The sequence below is a fragment of the Alteromonas sp. K632G genome (assembly GCF_017653625.1).
In the GTDB taxonomy this organism is placed as follows: Bacteria; Pseudomonadota; Gammaproteobacteria; order Enterobacterales; family Alteromonadaceae; genus Alteromonas; species Alteromonas naphthalenivorans.
The window spans coordinates 51,921-73,953 of sequence record NZ_JAGGDM010000018.1 but is presented as its reverse complement, the minus strand read 5'-3'; the positions used below and the strand labels follow the sequence as shown (position 1 = coordinate 73,953).

At 44.7% G+C, this 22,033-nt stretch carries 20 protein-coding genes and 1 tRNA gene; 5 read left to right on the top strand and 16 right to left on the bottom strand.

Translation table 11 applies throughout. The features are described from left to right. The first annotated feature begins 117 nt into the window (after positions 1-117). From J5X92_RS16620 to J5X92_RS16610, 3 genes are all read left to right on the top strand, one after another. Entirely contained in the window at positions 118-1,011 is an 894-nt protein-coding gene (locus J5X92_RS16620) for a DMT family transporter (RefSeq protein WP_208806148.1), read from the top strand. Between the two features lie 159 nt (positions 1,012-1,170). Continuing rightward, positions 1,171-2,055 (top strand): protease HtpX, encoded by an 885-nt coding sequence (gene htpX, locus J5X92_RS16615; protein ID WP_208806147.1) that lies wholly within the window; start codon positions 1,171-1,173, stop codon positions 2,053-2,055. Between the two features lie 17 nt (positions 2,056-2,072). Further along, on the top strand, positions 2,073-2,753 hold the full coding sequence (locus J5X92_RS16610) for a haloacid dehalogenase type II (protein WP_208806146.1): 681 nt from the start codon (positions 2,073-2,075) through the stop codon (positions 2,751-2,753). 31 nt (positions 2,754-2,784) lie between these two features. Here J5X92_RS16610 and J5X92_RS16605 read toward each other — a convergent pair whose 3' ends face one another. The 10 genes from J5X92_RS16605 to J5X92_RS16560 all read right to left on the bottom strand — a co-directional run bounded on the left by J5X92_RS16605 (position 2,785) and on the right by J5X92_RS16560 (position 13,823). Beyond that, entirely contained in the window at positions 2,785-3,048 is a 264-nt protein-coding gene (locus tag J5X92_RS16605; protein ID WP_129735897.1) for a hypothetical protein, read from the bottom strand. A gap of 411 nt (positions 3,049-3,459) precedes the next feature. Further along, a complete protein-coding gene (locus tag J5X92_RS16600; protein WP_208806145.1) occupies positions 3,460-4,506 on the bottom strand; it encodes a chemotaxis response regulator protein-glutamate methylesterase in 1,047 nt (348 codons plus the stop codon). After that, positions 4,478-5,110: a chemoreceptor glutamine deamidase CheD gene (gene cheD / locus J5X92_RS16595; RefSeq protein ID WP_013785771.1), complete on the bottom strand. Its 633-nt coding sequence runs from the start codon at positions 5,108-5,110 to the stop codon at positions 4,478-4,480. Before cheD ends, J5X92_RS16600 begins: the two co-directional genes overlap by 29 nt. Positions 5,111-5,124: 14 nt before the next feature. Further along, positions 5,125-5,955 (bottom strand): CheR family methyltransferase, encoded by an 831-nt coding sequence (locus J5X92_RS16590; RefSeq protein ID WP_208806144.1) that lies wholly within the window; start codon positions 5,953-5,955, stop codon positions 5,125-5,127. A 3-nt stretch (positions 5,956-5,958) separates the two neighbouring features. After that, entirely contained in the window at positions 5,959-8,499 is a 2,541-nt protein-coding gene (locus J5X92_RS16585; RefSeq protein ID WP_208806143.1) for a methyl-accepting chemotaxis protein, read from the bottom strand. Between the two features lie 51 nt (positions 8,500-8,550). Then, positions 8,551-9,054 (bottom strand): chemotaxis protein CheW, encoded by a 504-nt coding sequence (locus J5X92_RS16580; RefSeq protein ID WP_013785774.1) that lies wholly within the window; start codon positions 9,052-9,054, stop codon positions 8,551-8,553. Beyond that, positions 9,051-11,159 carry a chemotaxis protein CheW gene (locus J5X92_RS16575; protein WP_208806142.1) on the bottom strand — a complete coding sequence of 703 codons (2,109 nt, stop codon included), beginning with the start codon at positions 11,157-11,159 and terminating at the stop codon, positions 9,051-9,053. The genes J5X92_RS16580 and J5X92_RS16575 overlap by 4 nt, the downstream gene beginning before the upstream one ends. A gap of 36 nt (positions 11,160-11,195) precedes the next feature. Beyond that, entirely contained in the window at positions 11,196-11,561 is a 366-nt protein-coding gene (locus J5X92_RS16570; protein ID WP_013785776.1) for a response regulator, read from the bottom strand. 59 nt (positions 11,562-11,620) lie between these two features. Beyond that, entirely contained in the window at positions 11,621-12,796 is a 1,176-nt protein-coding gene (locus tag J5X92_RS16565; RefSeq protein ID WP_208806157.1) for a methyl-accepting chemotaxis protein, read from the bottom strand. Positions 12,797-13,085: 289 nt separating this feature from the next. Next, a complete protein-coding gene (locus tag J5X92_RS16560) occupies positions 13,086-13,823 on the bottom strand; it encodes an META domain-containing protein (RefSeq protein ID WP_126872397.1) in 738 nt (245 codons plus the stop codon). Between the two features lie 174 nt (positions 13,824-13,997). Here J5X92_RS16560 and J5X92_RS16555 point away from each other — a divergent pair, with 174 nt between their 5' ends. Next, the gene (locus tag J5X92_RS16555; protein WP_126872396.1) at positions 13,998-14,687 is read left to right on the top strand and encodes a response regulator transcription factor; all 690 of its coding nucleotides are present in this window, start codon (positions 13,998-14,000) and stop codon (positions 14,685-14,687) included. Beyond that, entirely contained in the window at positions 14,684-16,078 is a 1,395-nt protein-coding gene (locus tag J5X92_RS16550) for a sensor histidine kinase (RefSeq protein ID WP_208806141.1), read from the top strand. The genes J5X92_RS16555 and J5X92_RS16550 overlap by 4 nt, the downstream gene beginning before the upstream one ends. A gap of 45 nt (positions 16,079-16,123) precedes the next feature. Here the strand turns inward: J5X92_RS16550 and J5X92_RS16545 are convergent, their stop codons facing one another. The 6 genes from J5X92_RS16545 to mutY all read right to left on the bottom strand — a co-directional run bounded on the left by J5X92_RS16545 (position 16,124) and on the right by mutY (position 22,020). Next, positions 16,124-17,362, bottom strand: a complete 1,239-nt coding sequence (locus J5X92_RS16545) for a PepSY-associated TM helix domain-containing protein (protein ID WP_208806140.1) — start codon at positions 17,360-17,362, stop codon at positions 16,124-16,126. Positions 17,363-17,380: 18 nt separating this feature from the next. Beyond that, positions 17,381-19,435: a TonB-dependent receptor gene (locus tag J5X92_RS16540; RefSeq protein ID WP_208806139.1), complete on the bottom strand. Its 2,055-nt coding sequence runs from the start codon at positions 19,433-19,435 to the stop codon at positions 17,381-17,383. A gap of 119 nt (positions 19,436-19,554) precedes the next feature. Next, positions 19,555-19,728 carry a DUF2986 domain-containing protein gene (locus J5X92_RS16535; RefSeq protein ID WP_208806138.1) on the bottom strand — a complete coding sequence of 58 codons (174 nt, stop codon included), beginning with the start codon at positions 19,726-19,728 and terminating at the stop codon, positions 19,555-19,557. 706 nt (positions 19,729-20,434) lie between these two features. Next, positions 20,435-20,510, bottom strand: a tRNA-Phe gene (locus tag J5X92_RS16530). A 149-nt stretch (positions 20,511-20,659) separates the two neighbouring features. Continuing rightward, positions 20,660-20,932, bottom strand: coding sequence for an oxidative damage protection protein (locus J5X92_RS16525; RefSeq protein ID WP_013785835.1), 273 nt, complete (start codon positions 20,930-20,932; stop codon positions 20,660-20,662). Between the two features lie 26 nt (positions 20,933-20,958). Continuing rightward, positions 20,959-22,020 (bottom strand): A/G-specific adenine glycosylase, encoded by a 1,062-nt coding sequence (gene mutY / locus J5X92_RS16520; RefSeq protein ID WP_013785836.1) that lies wholly within the window; start codon positions 22,018-22,020, stop codon positions 20,959-20,961. Between the last annotated feature and the right edge of the window lie 13 nt (positions 22,021-22,033).

Here is a 22,033-nt window from a genome sequence, read left to right as displayed (position 1 = left end):
TTTAGTTAGTTAACTTATTTTCTGTACTCGGAATCTTTAATATCTACTAACATACGCATTCACTTTCATTTAGCATAGCGGCTCTTTTTTCTAAGCTTCATATTTTATAGGTTACTAATGGGTGTATTCGCAGCACTAGGAACGGCACTTTGTTGGGCAATTGCCGCCCGTTTGTTTAGGGGCACAGGCAACGCGTTTTCTCCTCTTACCATGAATTTTTGGAAGGGCCTTATCTCTATTGCTATTTTGGCTGTCGTTATTGCGGTAGTGCAGCCAAATGCTTATGAAACCAACGCTGTACTTTGGCTGTTATTAAGCGGCTTTATTGGCATTGGTATTGGCGACACCTGCTTTTTTAAAGCATTAAAATCTATTGGTGATAGCCAAGCGGTATTAGTAGCCGAAACCCTAGCGCCTTTGTTTACTGCCCTTTTTGCTATGGCGTTTATTGGTGAATGGATAACCTGGCAGCAGTGGGTGGGTATTGCCGTAGTGCTATTGTCGGTCGACATGGTGATAAAAGCCCGTAAGCGAAATACCACGCACGTATTCGCAACCTCAGGCTATATGTATGGTGTGGGGGCGGCATTATGCCAGGCCGTAGGCGCTGTGGTTAGCCGCGACATTCTAGGTAGTGGTGATATAGACGCTGCCAGCGCGGCCTTCTTGCGCTTGGTAGGCGGTATGGTTTTTGTCGTACCCTTAATTGTGATTACCCGCACTAAATGGATGCCAGTATTAGCAACCAATCAACGGGTTTGGCCTGCGTTTGTACTGGCTACCTTATTAGGCACTACCGCCGCTATTTACCTGCAAATGTTTGCTTTTGCTTATGCGAAAGCTGCCGTGGTGCAAACCTTAATCGCTACCAGCGCGTTAATGTCGCTAGGCGTTGCTTGGGTTATGGGCGAAAAAGCCACGAAGGCTACGCTGATATGGTCGGTAATTGCGTTGGTGGGTGTGGGGATTCTAGTGGGGTTTGGTAACGCTCAAGACGTAACCTCTCATTAATATAAGCCCCCCTTAACCAAGGCCGATGGTATTTATCATCGGCTTTTTTATTACCTCCCTCTTTGAAGCGCCATATTTCGCCACCATAATATAATTGTTGTACTGGTTCTTTTGCTGGGCTCTTTACCTTAACCTTTTACCTTATTGTTGAGACATTATATGAAACGGGTTTTCTTATTCCTTGTTACCAACTTAGCCGTAGTGTTAGTGCTAGGTATTGTGCTGAATATTGTGTTTGCTGCTTTTGGTATTGATAATCGCAGTATTACTGGGCTATTAGTTTTCTCTGCGGTATTTGGTTTTGGCGGTGCGCTTATTTCATTAGCCATGTCGAAATGGATTGCCAAACGAAGTACGGGTGCCCAGGTGATTGATAACCCCACCACCCCAACTGAACACTGGTTAATTAATATGGTCTCTGCCCAAGCTAAAAAGGCGGGTATTGGCATGCCAGAGGTAGCAATTTACGACTCCCCTGAAATAAACGCCTTTGCAACCGGCATGAATAAGAACAATGCCTTAGTTGCCGTAAGCAGTGGCTTATTAAATGGTATGAGCGAAGATGAAGCGGAAGCGGTGCTTGCCCACGAAGTATCACACATTGCCAATGGCGACATGGTTACCCTTACGTTAATTCAAGGGGTTGTGAATACCTTCGTTATCTTTTTAGCGCGCGTAATTGCCGGTGCTATCTCTAATGCTGCTCGTGGCAGTAATAACGGAAGCAGTGCATTAGGCGGCTTTGCTTATTACGGCATTGTGTTTGTACTTGAAATGCTGTTTGGCATTTTGGCTAGCATTATTGTGATGTGGTTTTCTCGTCAACGTGAATACCGGGCCGATGCAGGCTCAGCCAAATTAGTGGGCAGACAGAAAATGATAGCGGCGTTAACGCGCTTAAAATCGAACAGTGAAAGTCAGTTAGATGGCACCATGATGGCCTTTGGCATTTCGGGTAAGTCGGCATTTTCAGAATTATTTATGAGCCACCCGCCCTTAGATAAACGTATAGATGTGCTTAGACGTCGCGCGAAAGCGAAATAATAAAGGGAGTTACCACTATGACAGCACCTAAAGCGATTTTTTTCGACATTAACGAAACCTTGCTTGATATGGCAGAAATGAAGCATGGTTTAGCGCCATTACTCGGTGGCAATGAAGACTTGGTCGATTTGTGGTTCGCCAACCTTTTGCATCACTCGCTTGTCGATATAGCTTCTAACCAATTTCATGATTTTATCAATATTGGGGCAGCTGCCTTGGTGATGGTGGCGCATAGTAAAGGTTTTAACGTATCTGAAGATGAAGCCCTTAATGCCATAAAGAGCCACATTACCAAGCTTCCAGCGCATGATGATGTGAAGCCGACACTTTCAAAGCTTCAGTCATTAAACGTGCCGTTAGTGGCGCTATCTAACTCCTCTATTGAAGGACTAAAAGCGCAACTGGAATTTGCAGGCATCAGTGAATGCTTTTCGCATGTACTGAGCACAGAAAAAATTAAAACGTATAAGCCCTACCCCGATGTGTATCGCTGGGCGTGCAAAGAAGTTGGCGTTGAGCCAGAAGATGCCATGATGGTAGCGGCACATGGGTGGGATGTGAGTGGTGCAAAGGCCATAGGTATGCAAACCACGTTTGTAAACAGACCTGGCAAAATGATGTATCCGTTGGGGCTTTCACCCGATTTGAACGTAGAAAGTTTAACTGGGCTTGAACAAGAAATGAAAAAGGGCGCATAAAGCACCCTTGGTATATAAAGTGTAGCAGGCTTTAGTTATCAGTTTTAGCAACTAATTGTCTGCCTTTAAACCCGTTAGTCGAACAGTTTGAACGCTTAGTTTCTAGCGCACCCAACTGACGCTTTAACCAAGACTTTTGAATACCCGATTTCGCTGCATCCATTTCACCACTAACTCGTGAAATTTCTTTACCCACATTCACGCACGCTTTAGCGGTTGGCTGAAACCCGCCATTTGCTAAGGCTGCAGAAGAAATTAATAATGCGACTGATGCGATTATAGCTTGCTGTTTCATACGATTCCCCAACGGCCTGATATAGTTCAAGCTCATTTATTTAGATAGAGATAAGGCTATCCGATACCCTGATTGTGTTGAAACTATAGCAATTATGATCTTATTTTTAGGTGTTACGAATTATACCTAATGATAATAAATTGAGGTATACCGCAACGTCCCATGCCTTTTATTTACCTCATCATGTATTCGTATTGCTCATGATTTTAGAGGTGTTGCTAATGTTTCTTATCTTGTTATCGACCTGGTGTAAGCTTTCACGAGAACCCTTCCTTAGTTGAGGTTACAGTAACAGCTTTCTGTAACAGCAATGTTATCGTGACAACAAATCCGCTTTATTAAAACATCAATTAAATCAGCTAACAAGCCAAGTGGAAAACTTAGCGACAACATAGATTAAACAAAATCTAATTATAGCCGTGTACCCACGCCAATCGACTCTAACGTATCGAGTATAGCATCTGCTAGCGAAGCTAGCGGTGTAACGTAACTGGCCGCATTTAATTCTATTGCCACCTTGGGCATACCAAACACAACACAGCTTTTTTCATCTTGGCAGAACGTAGTGGCGCCTTGTTGTTTCATATGCAATAAACCGTTAGCGCCGTCACGTCCCATACCGGTTAGCAACACCCCTACAGCATTTGCCCCAGCATTAGCCGCTAGTGAATTAAAAAGTACGTCTACAGACGGTTTGTGCCCCGATTCTCTTGGGCCATCAGATAAGGCAATACGATAATCTGCGCCGCTGCGCTCAACAACCAAGTGCTTATCACCTGGTGCTAAATAGGCATGCCCTGGTAACAGACGCTCACCGCCTTTTGCTTCACTTACCTCTATTTCACACAGGCTGTTTAGCCTACGGGCGTAGGTTGTCGTAAAGCCCGGCGGCATATGTTGGGTAATAACAGTAGCAGGCGCGTTTTTAGGGAAATGCATGAGTACATCTTTAATCGCTTCTGTGCCGCCAGTAGACGCCCCCATTCCTATCACTTTTTCGCTACCCGTGTAGCGCATAGCAGCATGTTGGGATGCGCGCGATTGTGTAGGTGCACTTAGTGTGGAGTGCGCCGCCATTCTAATTTTTTCCGTTATTACCGAACGATACTTTTCCATACCTTGAGCCACACCCAGCTTGGGTTTTGGTACAAAATCTACCGCGCCTAGTTCTAACGAACGAAGTGTAGCATCAGCCCCTTTTTCCGTTAACGTAGACACCATAACAACCGGTGTAGGGCAGGCTTTCATCATAACTTCTAAAAACCGTAAGCCATCCACCTTGGGCATTTCAATATCAAGGGTGATCACATTAGGCTTAAACTCTTGCACCATTTTTTTCGCTACAAACGCATCGGGTGCCGCACCAACCAAAAGCATGTCAGCTTCATTATTGATAATTTCAGATAATAACTGCCTGATAAGCGCAGAGTCATCTACCACGAGAACTTTGATGGGCATTGTCAGGCTCCGTTAGCGAGAAATCATCGGGGGTGGCTTGCTGAGATAGCAGCACGCGGTGGCTAGATTCACGCTCATACAAACTGGTATTATTAAAATTTCTAATTCGCTTCATATATACATTACCTTCATCCGGCAGAAAGTATATTTTGCGGGCGTAGTCGGACATTAAGTCACTATTTAATAGTGGAATGTTTTCCCTAGTTAAATAGTTAACAACAAACTCAGCGTTAATTCTGCCAATATCTTGTTGCACAAACCCAGCAAGCACTTTACCGCCCCCAAAAGCTTTAGCCACCAGCTTTTCCTTTCTTGCCCCTAGCGTGATGAGTTTTTCAATAAGCATATCCATAGCATGCACACCGTATTTAGATGCAAGGTTGCTATCTAGCTCGCTGGCTAAATTCAATTCAGGCAACATAAAATGGTTCATACCGCCAATCTTCTTTTCTGGGTCGTAAATGCATGCGGCAACACAAGACCCTAAAATAGTGACTAACACCTTATTAGAAGCGGTGGCAACGTACTGCCCTGGTAATAATTTAACGGCTTCTTTTCGAAATCGGTTGTCGAAGTAACTGATAGGTTGTTCATCTTGGCTCATACTGCTAACCCCTTTTAATTTACTGGCCGGTAAATAGTTTTACCCATAGGCCGTACCAACTCAGGGTACATAGTGAAGTTTTCAGAATGACCGGCTACATACATTCCCTCAGGTGTCATTAACTTAACCATTCGGGATAGAATTTTGCGCTGGGTGTCTCGATCGAAATAGATCATGACGTTTCGACAAAAAATAATATCTATTGGGCTTTCAATGTCCCATGTGGGCGACATCAAGTTTAGGGTTTCAAACTGCACCATGCGCCTAAGCTCATCGGCCACACGCACTTTCCCTAACTGTGCGCCTTTGCCTTTGTAGAAAAACTGTTCGCGATAATGAGGAGGTAATTGATCAATGCCATTTGCACTGTAAATCCCTGCAGCGGCTTTTTGTAGCACTCGGCTGTCGATATCAGTGGCAACAATAGAGACAGGGGGAGTAAAGGTGCCAAATACCGACGCTACTGTCATCGCGATGGAATAAGGCTCCTCCCCTGTACTACTGGCCGAACACCAAATGCGTTTGGTATTGGGGTGCTGCTTTAAGTACGTTGAAAGCGCTTCAAAATGATGAGGTTCTCTGAAAAAAGAGGTTAAATTTGTCGTTAGCGCATTAACAAAATGTTCTTGTTCTTGGTGGTTGTCGGCCACCATTGCCAAGTAGTCTTTGAAACGGGTTAATTTTAATATGCGCAGGCGCCGCGCTAAGCGGCTATACACCATGGCATCTTTAGAGTCGGCTAGGCGAATACCGGCACGCTCAAACAGTAGCCGCCTAACTCTATCGAAGTCTCGCCGACTGTAGGCAAATTCCCTTTGCGCCACTACTTCGTGTAACTCGGTCATACACTAAAAGGCCTCCCACTCTGCTTCATCCGGCGACATTGGGTTTAACGATACTCTTGGCTTAGAAGGCCCCGGCCCCGATATCGCTCTTGGAGAGGATGTAGGAAACGATGCCATGCTATTCGATGACGTTGAGGCTGAACTAAAGCTCTGTTGTCCCACTTTAAATACAGCTACCCGCTGTGCTAATTGCCCAGACTGCTGCCTCATACTGTCTGCGGCGGCTGCCGCTTCCTCTACAAGTGCTGCATTTTGTTGGGTCATTTCATCCATTTGCACAACAGCGTTGTTGACCTCTTGAATACCGGTGGCTTGCTCAGAACTTGCTGCGGCAATTTCTGACATAATGTCGTTCACCCGCTTAATTGCCGTCACAATATCCGCCATGGTTTCACCAGATTTATTCACCAAGACATTACCGTTGGTAATTTTCTCTACCGAGGTTGAAATAAGGCCTTTAATATCTTTAGCCGCTTCTGCTGAGCGCTGGGCTAATGTGCGTACTTCCGATGCTACTACCGCAAACCCCCGGCCTTGCTCGCCAGCTCGCGCCGCTTCTACCGCGGCGTTTAGGGCTAATATGTTGGTTTGAAATGCAATGCCGTCAATAACACCAATAATGTCAGAAATGCGCTGGGCCGAATCGTTGATTTCCCCCATGGTATGAACTACTTGTTCAATCACCTTTCCGCCTTCTGATGCCACATCAGATGCCTGACTAGCCAAACCTTTTGCTTGGTCGGCATTTTCCGCATTTAATTTTACCGTACCGGTAAGCTCTTCCATGGCCGATGCAGTTTCTTCCAAGCTAGATGCTTGCTGCTCGGTACGACTGGATAAGTCGGCATTTCCTGTCGCAATTTCATTAGAAGCGGTATCGATGGTTTCTACCGCATCGTGAATTTTGATAATGGTATCGCGTAGTTCATCTACAAACTGGTTAATAGACTCACCAAGCACTTTAAAGTCGCCATCTAGTGGTTCTTCAATGTTATGCAGTAAGTCACCTTCAGTAAGCTTAGACATCACAGTTTTGATACTGTCTACTGCTACCGTGCGCCCCGTAATGTCGGTAGCGTACTTCACTACCCTAAAGGGTTTGCCGTTTTGATCGAGTATAGGATTATACGAAGCCTGAATATAAACAGCATTGCCTAGTTTACTAATACGCTTGTACTCGCCACTTGCATAAACCCCTTTGCGCAATTGCTCCCAAAAGGCGGCGTATTCTGGGCTATTTTTAAAAGCAGGTTCTACAAATATGCTGTGATGCTTTCCTTTCACTTCATCTAGGGTGTAACCAAGCGCCGATAAGAAATTACTGTTGGCATCTAAAATCACGCCATCTAAATCAAACTCGATAACCGCTTGAGATTTGCTTATTGCGGTTAACTGCCCTTCAAAGTAAGCGTTCTTAGCTTTTTCGGCGGTAATATCAGTGGCGAATTTTACCACCTTAAAAGGTTGCCCGTTGCTGTCTAAAATAGGGTTATAAGAAGCTTGGATCCAAATTTCACTCCCCCCCTTACCTAACCTTTTAAATTCACCTGTTCGATAATTCCCCGCTTGCAAATCTTTCCAGAAAGCAGCGTATTCAGGGCTAAGTTTTACCTCCCTTTCCACGAACGTACTGTGATGCTTACCCTTTACTTCCTCTAGGGAATACCCCATTACACTAAGAAAGTTATCATTCGCGGTAAGAATATTGCCTTGTAAGTCGAATTCGATAACGGCTTGCGACTTACTAATGGCGTCAATTTGCCCTTTATAATCGGCGTTTTGCTTTTTCTCAGCGGTGATATCAATAGCAAATTTCACAATAGCGGTAACCTTGCCATTGTGATCAAAAATAGGGTTATAAGAAGCTTGGATCCAAACGTCTTCACCCTTGTTATTTAATCGGCAAAACTCACCGCTGTGTGCTTCACCGCTTCGCAATACCGACCAAAAATCTTTGTATTCTTGGCTACTGGCGTATTCTCGAGTAACAAAAAGGCTGTGATGTTTGCCTTCTATTTCGCTTTCTGAGTAGCCCATGGCTGACAGAAAATTTTCATTCGCTTTAACAATATTGCCATCGGGAGAAAAAAGAATAACCGCTTGGCTTTGGTTAATGGCACTAACCATACCCGCGTGCTGATCTTCCTGTTCGTTATCACTCCATTGCACAACATACTGAGCGGGCTCTGAGCTTGACGCACTAAGGGGGGTAATGTTGAGGGTAAACACACTCTTAGCCAATTGCGCATAAAGACTTTCTTCGCGGCACTGCAATATTTGATTCAGCAGTTGGGTATTGCCTTTTATGACTGCCGATAAATTTTGCCCTTTTAAAGAAGCATGGCCGCCATGAGTGGAAACCGTAAAATCATCAGGGCATTGCTGCGCCAGCGCTAAAAACGCAGGGTTGTGATATACAATATTACCCGCGCCATCAATTACCATAATGCTAGCGGTGCTTGCATCGAGAATTTGCGTTTTAAGCTGCGCCTCGTGCTGTGCAGCTTTAAGCTCATCATTGTTGAGAAAGTTAAACACGCCCATAACCAGTTCATCCTAAATTTGCGAAATTTTTTACCGTTGCCGTCTTAGCTGTTACGCGTCCTCATTAACGCTTTGGGGAGCAACTAAGCCCATTTCTTCACTGGTGATAAGGCTTTCAATATTCACCAGAATAACCATCTGACCATCTACATCTGTTAACCCGTGCAAGTACCGGCTATCAAAAGCCACACCAAATTCAGGCGGTGCTAGAATTTGATCTTCCATTAACCGAATAACATCCGATACGCCATCTACCACAATGCCCACAATGCGATCTTGTATATTGAGCATAATCACAATAGTAAATTCGGTATATGTGGCTTCGCCAACGTTGAATTTAAGGCGTAAATCTACAATAGGCACAATGTCCCCTCGCAAATTGATTACCCCTTTTATAAACGCTGGCGCATTAGCAATTTTAGTGACTTGCTCGTAACCACGAATTTCTTTTACCGTTTTGATATCTAAAGCGTAGTGCTCATCGGCAAGTACGAAACTTAGATATTCTTTGTCATCGCCCCCGATAACAGCCTGATGTAATGCGGTATCACTCATGCGAGCATGTCCTCTAATTGACTTGACGTATAAGTAGTTGCGATAGAGTCGGCATCGATAATAAGCGCAACTTTTCCGTCGCCCATAATAGTAGCGCCGGCAAGTCCAGCCACTTTTCGATAGTGAGCTTCCAGGCTCTTTATTACCACTTGTTGCTGGCCAACTAAGGCGTCTACCAGCACTCCGAAGCGTTTCTTACTACTTTCAAGTAATACAACAATGGCTTCTGTGGGTTTACGGTTGGCGTTTTCTACGTCCATATAATCGTGAAGTGGAACAAGCGGCCAATATTGGTCACGTACATAAAGCACCGTATCGTTGCCTAGGGTTTTAAGTTGGCTGGCAGTGGGCTGAAAAGACTCCACAATGTTAAGCAAAGGTATGACAAAAATCTGATTGCCAACTGACGCGCACATGCCATCAACAATAGCGAGGGTAAGCGGTAAATGTATGAAAAAGCCTGAGCCCTCTCCTAATGAAGACTCTATTTCAATCCGTCCACCAATGGCTTCAATATTCCGCTTTACTACATCCATACCCACACCACGGCCTGACACATCGGTTACCGCTTCGGCAGTTGAAAAACCAGCTTGAAAGATAAGCTGCCACACTTCGCTGTCTGGCATGTCATCGTCAACAGTTAAACCATTGGAACGTGCTTTTTCTAAAATACGCGCCCTATTCAGCCCGCCGCCATCATCAATGATTTTAATAATAATACTGCCGCCTTTTTGCTCAGCGCCTAGAATGACGGTTCCCATTTCGGGCTTACCGGCGGCACGTCGCTTTTCGGGCAACTCAATACCATGATCGATACTGTTTCTAACCAAATGCGTTAATGGGTCGACAAGCTTTTCAATCAGGCTTTTGTCGATTTCTGTATGAGCGCCTTGTAATACTAAATCAACTTTTTTATCTAGCTTGCCAGCCAAATCACGAACTAGCCTAGGGAAGCGATTAAATGTAGCGGTTAGCGGTAACATTCTGACTGACATTACCGATTCTTGAATTTCACGAGTATTGCGCTGCAGTTCGTCTATCGCCACTTGCAAACGCTCACCTACTTGCCCATCTACTTCCTGTCCAATCATCGATAGCATAGATTGAGTGATAACGAGCTCGCCGACTAAATTAACCATAGAGTCGATTTTTTTGGTATCCACTCGAATGGAAGCGCTATCGCGACCAACACTTTTTTTATTCGTCTTAATAGGCGGCGCAGCATCACTCGCTTTTGGCGGTGACTTTTTCTTTAATGCAGATGTTTCACCTGTACCCTTTGCCGCAATAGGGTCTAGCACAAATAGTTTAGGTGAAATTACGGCTTCAGAATTGTCAGGTGTTGCCTTGTTTTCAGGCAGCTCTGTTGTATCAAAAAAGCCATAGCTGTTATCGCTGGCTGCTGGTGTAGAGACCTGCATTTCTGGTTCATCAAAAAAGCCGAAGCCGTCGTCTTCTGCGCTAGCGACTGCTTCGCTGGGCGTATCATCAAAGAACCCAAAACCATCATCACTTTGTGTCGACAACTCAACGTCGTTAATCTCGGCCTGTTGGCTAATGTTTGTGGTGAGGTCGGGCTCATCATCAAAAAAGCCAAAGGCGTCGCTGTTGTCATTTGAACTATCGCTGCTGTCAGCATCTGAACTGCCGTTGCTATTGTCAAAGCCGTTAGCGTTATCGACACCGTTAGAAGTATCAGCCGCGGCTGCACCTTGGATTTCAGATAGCGCCCTTTCCAGCTTGGTAATACTGACGGCAATGGCTTGTTCTGGCACATCGACCTGATCGCGATAGGCAGATAACGTCGCTTTTAATACATCAAGGGTTTCTAGTAACAGGTTAACGATATTGGTGGTAACAGATATCTCTTGATTACGGGCTTTATCTAGCAGGTTTTCCATTACATGGGTAAGGTTCATTAGGGCATTGAAACCAAAAATGCCACTGCCCCCTTTTATAGAATGGGCCGCGCGGAAAATACTGTTGAGTTCTTCCGGGTCAGGCGAGTCTACATCAAGGCTAATTAGCAGTTGTTCCATGTCGTCGAGATGCTCATCGCTCTCGTCAAAAAACACGCCATGAAATTGCTCAATATCGATGCTCATTCTGAATCCTTCCAGGCCGGTATGATGTGAAGAGGATTAGCCCAAAACGCGCTTTGTCACATCTAGCAGCTTATTAGGATCGAAAGGCTTCACCATCCAACCTGTAGCACCCGCCGCTTTCCCTTTGGCTTTCATCTCTGGGCCTGCTTCTGTGGTAAGCATTACAATAGGCGTGCGATTGAAACCGCTTAAACTACGTAAATTTTTGATGAGTGTTAAACCGTCCATGCGAGGCATATTTTGGTCGGTCAATACAAACCCAAATTGCTGAGACTTACATTTGTCTAATGCTTCTTGACCATCTTGTGCGGTAGTAACCGTGTAGCCAGCACCTTTTAAGGTCATCTCTACCATTTGACGAATTGATATAGAATCGTCGACTACTAAAATATGCTTGCTCATCCTTTCTATTCCCTCACTGCTTAAAAGTAATAACTTTTGATGTCAAAATCCTTTGTACCCTAGAATAACTCTACCTCTCCCGACTGCATGGATGTTGCAGATACTGGGTTATGATCGGTTTTTCCTCGTTGGGCAAGCGCTTGTTGGTAAGCCTTTAATTCAGAAGCAAATGCTTCCAAATTTTCAGGCTCTAATTGTTGGAGTCGCTCGATAATAAATTTCACAATATCTTTTGTATAATCAATGTGCTGGCCATTTATATCGCCAAACTGCATGCCTCTTATCGCGTTATTTATTGCATCATCAAGTTGTTGGCCAATACCCTCTAGTTGCTTGGTGGTAACTTGGTCTGATTCTGCTTTGCGAATAATGTCTTTTAGCTCTTTACTGATATGGTCTTTGGCTTCAACCACATGGGAAATATCTTGAGAAGCAACGAACTCGGCAGTTTCTGTGAGCTTATCTACCAGACCTTTAATATTTTCTACCTGCTTCTTAATAACATCACTGAACTGGGTTGAGCGGGTAGATAACGCCCGTACTTCATCGGCCACCACGGCAAAGCCCCTTCCCGCTTCACCGGCTCGCGCCGCTTCAATGGCTGCATTTAACGCTAGCAAATTAGTTTGGGCTGAAATATCGTCTATTCCGCTAAGGGCATCGATAACCGTAGGCATTGCTTGTTGAATGATTTGTACTTGGCTCATTAAATGCTGCGTTGAAGAAGACATTTTTTCTGTGGAATCGATAAAGCTTACAAGGGTGCTGTCGGTATCTTGAGCAAAATTGCGCATTTTATCTGAGTAAGCGGTGCTGTTTGATGTATCAACGCTTAGCAGGGCATCAATGCAATTAACCTGTTCTGCCACAAGGTCTTTTAAACTGGTAAAGGCTTGGCTAAGGGTAACAACAGCATCATCTTGGGTTGTTCTAATAGAAGATAAATTGCCCTCACATATTGATAGCGAATGAGCAATCTCCCCCCCTGCTAATGCAATATTATCTTCTACATGACTGGTGCTGGACTGTGTTTCTTCCATAGAGGAATTAGCATCAGACGAGGTGTTCTTACTTGACGAATAAGCGACAAAGCCGATTAATACCACCGTAAGCAAAACAAAGCCGAACAGCGCTGAGCCTAGAAAGAACAGAGCCCAAGCCGCTAATAACCCTACCACTACGCCCACCAGATAGAGGTTAGCGCTACTTTTTGAATGTGTAGATGAACTTTCCACGTTTGAATGCAAAAGGATCTCCTTATACTTTGCCACTACTCCTTCATCACGCCCGATTAAACCGAGCGAAATATGCATGACGTGTGTTCAATGTCATAAAGGTACTTACTCTGTACATTGAAGGGGAGTAAGTAGGCAACGCGTTAGTCAGTGTTGATTACAATATGGACTAAGCGTAGTACCCAATTTGGAAAGTTGGCAAGTAACGAGATGCGAAAAACTGCTATATGTGCAAAAAACCTATGAAAGGCGGGGAAGTGTGGTTTTAAACTCAAAAGTCATTAATTTGTTATTTGCTGCATGAATAAGATTGATTTTGAAGGCTAAGAACGGCTGAACTTCCCTTATTCCAAAATTCTATATTCATGCCAATATAACGCGCTCCTGAGGCTGAACGCGCATGCTGTAATATATGAATATTACCATTTTCAGATAACTTAATGGTATCTGGGCCTAAAAAGCGCACCACAATGTTTCCTGCTGTCGCACAATTAAACTGATGCGTTCCTGTGGTAGCAGCATCCATTTTTTCATTCTTCGCCGTGTCTTGTACCGACATTCTTATTAACTTCAGTCTTTGCTTACCGGCGTTATCATAAATAACCAACCAGGTGCCCTTTTGAATTTCGTAACGGCTTGCCGCTTCTAGCGCTTTCACAAATCGCTGTTCTTGCGCTGACATGGCACTTACACACGCGCGGCGAGTCGTTACCAGTTTAGACGTTGCAAACTCACCTTCTGCTAATTCGCCCGCTTGTAAATTAAGTATGCCTGAGAATTGATTACAGCCAGTAAAGCCGGAAATTCTATTTTTTGTTACCAACTCTACGGTCATCATACTGCTATCGATAATGCCACCCATGTCGATACTCTCCACCTGCCAAGTACCGGTTAGGGTAGTTGCAGATTCATCTTCGCTCACTGAGTCTGCGTCTGAGGACATTTGACTGGCGTTATTACTACAACCAGTGACGATAAAAAGCAGACTCAATACAATTAAAAGTGAATTATGAAAATAAGAAGGCATGACTGATCCTAGCCGTTTTAAGATGAAGAAAAAGATAAAGGTACTTATGTACAATATTGCGTAATGTGGCCTGAAAGTAGCAAATATGCTCACTATTTGGAAGCGATACCTCAACCAACTTGCAAATAAGAACAATTATCAATAGCATGTAGTCTCTCAACTTGGGTACATACTATGTCTGCCGCTCGCATTTTAATAATAGAAGACGATATAACCCTTAGCGATCAGGTAGCTAGGCTGCTAAAAGAAAAAGGGTTTACCACTACGCAGTGCCTAGATGGCCAGAAAGGCTTGTTAGCGGCGCTGCAGGAAAGCTTCGATCTTATTTTACTCGATATTTTGTTACCTTCGCTGAATGGCTTGGCTGTTTTGAATCAAATTCGAAAAGTTAAGCATACTCCGGTAATGATGATTACCGCCAGTGGCGCTGAGCAAGAGCGTATTGAAGGCTATAGAAAAGGCGCTGATGATTACTTGCCTAAGCCGTTTAACTTCACAGAAATGATGCTTAGAATAGAGGCTTTACTACGTCGTAGCCAGCGAGACGCTATCCCCCCCAAACAAGCTTCACAGTTAATCATTGATGAGCTTCAACTTAACCGAATAAAGCAAGATGTTTGCTTTTCAGGTCACGACGTTGAGCTCACCCCCATTCAATTTAAGTTGTTATGGGTGTTGCTAGAAAATCACCATGAAGTGATGACCAAAGCCTTCTTATATCAAAGCGTGCTTAACAGGCCATTCAGCCGTTACGATAGAAGTTTGGACATGCACATCAGCCGTGTACGTAAAAAGCTTGTAGAAGCAGGTATGCCGCCAGAAAGGCTTTCTACGCTTCACGGAAAGGGCTATCGGTTTTCATGAAATATACCCTGTTTTGGCGAATGTGTACTGTTATTGGCGTGGGTACTGTACTGCTGTTTTGGGCCATTGACTGGTTAACAAATCATACCGAATCTAGCATGAGCTTTATTGCACAAGAACATCAACAGCAATTGCTAAATTACGGAAAAAAAGCCGATGAAATTTGGACAAATGAAGGCGAAGAAGCCTTGTCAGTTTGGCTTAAGATGCTTCAAGAAAAAGAGCAAACGTGGGTAGGCGTAGTCAGTTCAGAGATTACTCCTCTGGCCGACTCTACTATCTACAAACCCTTTTTCGACCGCTTTCAATACGGCAGAAGTGTGGAGTGGAAAATACACTTATATTTTCAGCAAAACCCCGTAATGGAAATTCCCTTTGCCGACGCCAATACCCACCTTTTAATTGAACTACCCCAACGCATGCGCCCAGGTGCCATGCTGCTATATGCCAATGCCATGCTGCAAATTGCACTGCCGCTAATATTACTGTGCATATTAAGTTTAGTGTTATACCGCCACGTTATGTCGCCTTTAAGAAAGCTGGAAAACGTCACAAAATCTTTCAGCGCCGGGCATTATGATGTAAGAACCAATGCATCGCTGCTTGAGCGGAATGACGAGCTTACCCGCTTAGCCGTTACTTTCGATATGATGGCCGATAGAACCAGCAAACTTATTTATAATCAACGTCAGTTGCTAGCAGATTTGTCTCATGAATTGCGTACACCCTTAACACGTATAGATATGGCGGTTGATTTTGTAGAGCAGCAAATTAACCCGCAACAAGCATTAGCGCGACTTCGCTACGAAGCATCTACTATGCGCAACCTAGTGGAAGACACGCTTACTCTCGCTTGGTTAAATACCGAGTCTCCACAGTTAAACGCTGAAGACTTCGATTTGGTGGAATTAATACAGGTTATATGCGAAGACGCACGATTCGAATACCCCGACAAAAACCTTGTTAGCACGCTGCCAAAAAAAGCGCCGCTGACCCAAAGCAGCCAAATAGCATTGGGCCAAGCAATAGAGAATATTATTCGCAACGCATTGCGGCATACCCCAGAAAAATCGGAAGTAGAGGTACTGCTCAGCAGCACCGAGAAGGGTTACCGGCTATGTGTAAAAGACAATGGCCCCGGTGTGCCTGAACATATGCTTGGGGACATCTTTAAGCCTTTCTTTCGGGTAGATAAAGCCAGAGTATCCAAAGGCGAACGAATAGATACATCGCAAAGCACTGGCTTTGGTTTAGGGTTGGCGTTAGCCCACCGACAAATTGAGGCCGTGGGCGGTACTATCAAAGCTCAAAATTATATGGATGACGCCGGCCAGCGCAGTGGGCTAAAAATTCAAATTGAATTGCCTAGCTCATCCACCACAGCTCGCTAATATTCACTCATACCTGCGTATTTTAGCGATAAGAGCGATATTGATTTAAGAATTTGCCCCTGCATTTTCACGCAACCGTTTAGGCTCGCTGACTAATCTGCGCCACGCCAATACAATGCCGGTATACACCAGCACACAAGCAAGCAAGGACACCACCCCTGCCACGGTTTGGCCCACAACCCCAAAGTATTCACCGGTATGTAGAAAGCGCGCCGTGCCCCACGCTTGACCACCAGGAGACCAATCTTGCTTTCTTAGCACCTTGGTTACTTCGCCTGTTTGGGTATCGGAAAAAAGCGAATACGCGAGTTCTTGCCTATGCCCTATGCTTTTATCAATGAAAAAACGTGCTTCCTGGATATCTTCACCTATTTCCATCCACATTGAATACCAATCTGCGTAGCCATTCGCGTTGGCGTGGTGCTGGGCTGAATTAAACAGCGTTTCATAGGGCACCACGTCAGCCGCTAAACTGGTAATTTCCTCATGCTGCTCTCGGGCAGGCACACTTTCACCAAAGGCGCCATATATGGCTTTATTGGCCCAATCGAAATGAAAAATAGTGGCGGTTAAGGCAATAACAAATAGCGGTATTAAACACCAGATACCGAAGACGACATGCCACTGACGATTCCGATGATGGGAATTCTGGTAGGTTTTAGGTAATAGAAACTGCTGTTTTAGGGCTCTTAAATTTAAACGCTTAGGCAACCATAAATACAGGCCACTTACGATTAGAAAGAGGAATACTAAGTTGGCATACGCTGTGATGTTTTTACCCACCACGCGATAGTCGCCCGCAAGAGATAAATAACGATGAAAGTCGGTGACTACATGGAAAAACTCCCCCACCATGCCCTCGCCTTCTCGTAGAATTTCGCCAGTATAAGGATGTAGTAAAAAGCTGTGTCGCCCCGCCCAAGCAGGGATAGCTGCGCCTTCGCGGTTTACCCACCGAACATAAATATGTGGTTCGTTAGGCTTCAATGCCTGTAGAATTGTAACCACTTCATCGGTGCTAATGCGCGCGCTAACGGCGCTATGCGCTTGTGTTTCAGTGTACCCGCCTATGCCCTCGCCTTCGTGTTGCACAGCCGCTTCACCCACATGTGTAGACAGCTTAGCAGGCTCTACATCATGCAGCCTTTCACTGAACTCTACAATTTGCCGTTCATAAGTCAGTAATACACCCGTAAAGGACATACACAAAACAAATATGCCGGCTATTAAGCCGGCAATAAGGTGGGTCCAAAAGACCCACTTCTTTATCGTTTTAGACACCATCAGGTTAACGACCTAGTGCTAAAAGTCGTAGGTTACTGATAGCCTGATATCTCTACCTGCTTCATGGGGGCCAATAACAGTGCCAAATACTTCGCTATAGTCACCCACGCTTGAATGGTCGATGTAGTACTCATCAAACAAGTTAGATACCGCTAGGTTAACAAGAATATTGCTTGTGGCCTGCCACTCACCATACAAGTCAACAAGTGTGTAGCTTGGTTTGTTTAAGCTATACAAGCTGTCTGTCCAGCCCAAATCAACTGCTTGGTGCAAGGTATCAATATCAATAGACCTAACCTGTCTGATGCTAGTCCCCACACTTATATCGGCGTTAACGGCGTAATCTACGCCAACCACTATGGTATCGCCGCGGCTATTACCTAAGCCCACAAATTCATAACCGTTTAAATCAATAGATGAATAGTCAACGCTGTATAGGCCGTCTCTTGGGTCTAATTCAGTATCGGCGGTCGAGAAGCCAAAGAAGAAGTCGAATGAATCGACGCGATAAGCAAGGTCGAATTCAATACCGCTGCTTTCTACGCTACCGATATTATTGAAAACAGAGTTTCCTTCAAAACCTTCAAAAATCACATCATCTAGGGTTGAGTTATAAACGCTTAATTTCGCATTTAAGTTATTCGCACTGTATTCAATAGACGCTTCAATGTTTTGTACTGTTTCGGGTACAAGATCATCAGCAACCACTGGAATATCTGAGCCATCATAAAGGTAACCGTCGATAGTAAAACCATCGCCAATTTCTTTTCCTCTAGCCGCTTCGGCATAACCCAAACCTAGGGTCCATGCTTCAGTAAGCTGATATGCAACACCAATATTAAAGCTTAGTTCAGAGTCGTCTAGTGAAGCTTCGCTGTCAGTAACCGGTGTGCCGTAATATTCTTCAAGCAATATGCGTTGCTGAAAATCATAGTCGTCGTAGCGTACACCGTAGCTAAGTAATAGCTCAGGGGTAATATCACTGTAACCCTGCGCATAAATACCCATTACGCTACTTTCTTCCGCGTTCTCTACCGCTCCTGCAGCTGGTCCACTTTCCACTTCATCGCTACGGTAATCTACCCCGTATACAAACTTGTGGTTTGCTGTTTCGCTGGTATTGCGAATATCAAAACCGTAGGTGTCTATTTCGGCTAACCAATTAAAACGGCCACCTTGAAATGAAGAATCGGTTTGATAAGCGGTGGCTTCTAGGTAAACCATATCGCTATGTGCGAAACGATAGTTTGCTACATAGGTATCACGCTCGGCTTCACTTGGGTAAAGCGCCGCACCTTCTAATACTACCCAGTTCGGGCGTGCTGAAAACTCACCTTCTTCGTCACGTTGCTCAACACTTAGCGACAAATAGTGATTTTCAGCAATATCGCCACTGGCTTTAAGGAACAACATGTCCTGATCGGCTGCTGTACCGTAAATTTCGTTACCGTCGCCATCTTCCATATTGTCGCGATCGACAGTGCTGTAATAACCTAGCACGCCCCATGTATCGCTTAGCTTGCCGTAAAGGCTGCCACTATAGCGCGTACCATCGTTCGAAAAGTAGCTTGCTTTAACACGGCCACCAAATTGCTCGCCTTCAGCTAACAGGTCATCCGCATCTTTGGTTTTAAAGCGAATTGAACCACCAATAGCGCCTGGACCACTGGTTGCTTCCCCAGCGCCAGCCTGCACATCAATTTGTTGTAACAAATCTGGGTCGATAGTGACACGGCCAATGTGATGGAAAAGTGTGGAGGTTTGCTGTGCACCATCTACTGTGACATTTAAATAAGCATCTTCTAGGCCGCGAATATATATTTTTTGTGCCACGCCAACTGAACCACCAACACTAATTGAAGGCGAGTAGCGAAATATATCAGCGAGATCATTAGCTTGGTATTGCTCGATGTCTTCAGCAGTAATACTTAGGTTTGTTGTAGCACCTACTACCGATATTTTTTCAACAGCGGCCGATTCGACAGGCTTAGTTTCATCAACTGCTTGTACTTGGGCATAGGAAAACGCGCTAGATAGAGTGCAAACCGCACCAATGAACACTCGTTTTTTCAAAGAAAGCTCCAATTAAATGTTTAGTTATTCTTAATAAGAAACATTCTCATTTACTTGATGAAAAAAAGGTAGTGTTTTTACAATTGTTACATTTTGAACTGATAGGAATTTTTAGAGGGTTATTCTTGTTCGTTTTCAGGCTGTTTACTTTGCTCATCGCTATTAGCTTGTTCAGCTAACTTTTCCCGTTCTGCTTTAGAAATATAAGCCGGCTTATTGCTCTTATGAATTTTAGCATTGGCCTTTTTATCTTTTTTCTGAAGTTTCTTGATGATTTTTTTACGACGGTTCATTCCCAATTGCCTCAACATCCTCACTCATTCTACTTATTATACAGTGTTCAAGGGTAAAGCTACCATATGCGTATTTATCGAATTCAAATATTGAGTGGAATGTAGATGCGGTGAGGGGCACGCCAGCGTGTTCCGCTAACTTGATACAACAACCTAGATCAAAAAAGCCCTCGCATTTCTGCAAGGGCTTTGTTGAATAATGGTGCCTCGACCCGGGATTGTAACGCGCGGTGCAACCGCAGGGACACGCCAGCGTGTTCCGCTAACTTGATACAACAACCTAGATCAAAAAAGCCCCGTACTTTCGTACAGGGCTTCTTGAATAATAGTGCCTCGACCCGGGATTGTAACGCGCGGTGCAACCGCAGGGACACGTCAGCGTGTTCCGCTAACTTGATACAACAACCTAGATCAAAAAAGCCCTCGCATTTCTGCAAGGGCTTCCTGAATAATGGTGCCTCGACCCGGGATTCTAACGCGCGGTGCAACCGCAGGGGCACGCCAGCGTGTTCCGCTAACTTGATACAACAACCTAGATCAAAAAAGCCCCGTACTTTCGTACAGGGCTTCTTGAATAATGGTGCCTCGACCCGGGATTCTAACGCGCGGTGCAGCCGCAGGGACACGCCAGCGTGTTCCGCTAACTTGATACAACAACCTAGATCAAAAAAGCCCCGAACATTTCTGTTCAGGGCTCTTCGAATAATGGTGCCTCGACCCGGGATCGAACCAGGGACACGCGGATTTTCAATCCGCTGCTCTACCAACTGAGCTATCGAGGCAAAATCTTTTAGCGTTTGGGCGTTTGCTGCCTGTCTCGCTGTGGGTGCGTATTAAACGGATTTCCGGCTAACAAGTCAACCGTTTTTGTCGGTTTTTTTTCGGTTTTGTTACCGTTTGCACATTGTTTATGCAAAATACGCTTTTTTGGTTACTTTTCAGGCGGAACATAGCCTTCAATCGTAGGCTCTACGCCATCGAACAAGTAAGCCGACATACTTTGCTCTAAAAACTGTCTGGCGGTCGGTTCCATCATATTTAACTTATTTTCGTTAATTAGCATGGTTTGTTTCTTTTGCCAGTCGGCCCATGCTTCTTTCGAAATGTTGTCGTAAATACGTTTTCCTAGCTCACCGGGGTAAAGCTGAAAATCTAAACCGTCGGCTTCTTTTTGTAAACGCTGGCAAAATACCACTCTACTCATTGTATGTCCTTAACCTATTCGATGCGCTAAAGCACATGCACTAATTGTTGAATGATTTTCTTAGTCGGAGCAGCTAAACCTACCTCAATAGGTTCGTTAAACATAAACCACTGGGCTTTTTGTTCTGCCACCTGCTTTCTGGGTACAGAGTTTACCACGGCAAACACCGGTGTTATATCCAAATGAAAATGGCTAAAGGTATGCCTAAACGCCGTTTGGGTTTCAAATGAACTGGCTTCAATACCTCGTTTGGCAAGTTCTGCTTCTGCACTTTCTATGTCTTGGGCTTCAATGAAACCATATAAACCGCCCCACAAGCCGCTAGAAGGCCGCTGCTCTAAATAAACCTGCTGTTGGAACAACGGCACTATAAGTAGCGTACTTCGCTCTGGAATCGCTTTTTTGGGCTTTTTACCGGGAAATTCTGTTTGTGCCCCTTGGGCATAGGCTAAGCAATCATGTTGTAACGGGCATTCATCACACTTTGGCTTACTGCGGGTACATACCATAGCCCCCAAATCCATCATCACCTGAGTGTAGTTGGCACTGCGTTTTTCAGGCGTATTCTTTTCTGCCACTTCCCACAACGCATTTTCTACCGCTTTTTGGCCAGGCCAGCCGCCAATAGCATAGTAGCGAGCAAGCACGCGTTTTACGTTGCCATCTAATATAGGGTGGCGCTGATTTCGTGAAATAGACAATACCGCGCCAGCAGTAGAGCGCCCTATTCCCGGTAAGGCAATAACATCGTCTATATTGTCAGGAAACGTACCGCCATGATCTTCTACTATTTGCTTCGCCGCTTTATGTAAGTTTCTAGCGCGGGCGTAGTAACCTAAACCCGTCCAATGATGCAGTACGTCATCTTGCGCTGCATTGGCAAGCTCTACCACGCTGGGGAAAGATTGCATAAACCGCTCAAAATACGGAATGACGGTGGTGACTTGCGTTTGCTGTAGCATAATCTCAGATACCCACACTTTGTACGGGGTAATATCTTGTTGCCATGGCAGATGCTTGCGGCCATGAATGTCGTACCAAGCAAGTACTCGCTCAGCAAAAGTATTTGGGGTAACCGTATTTGTCATAAAAACTGCGCAG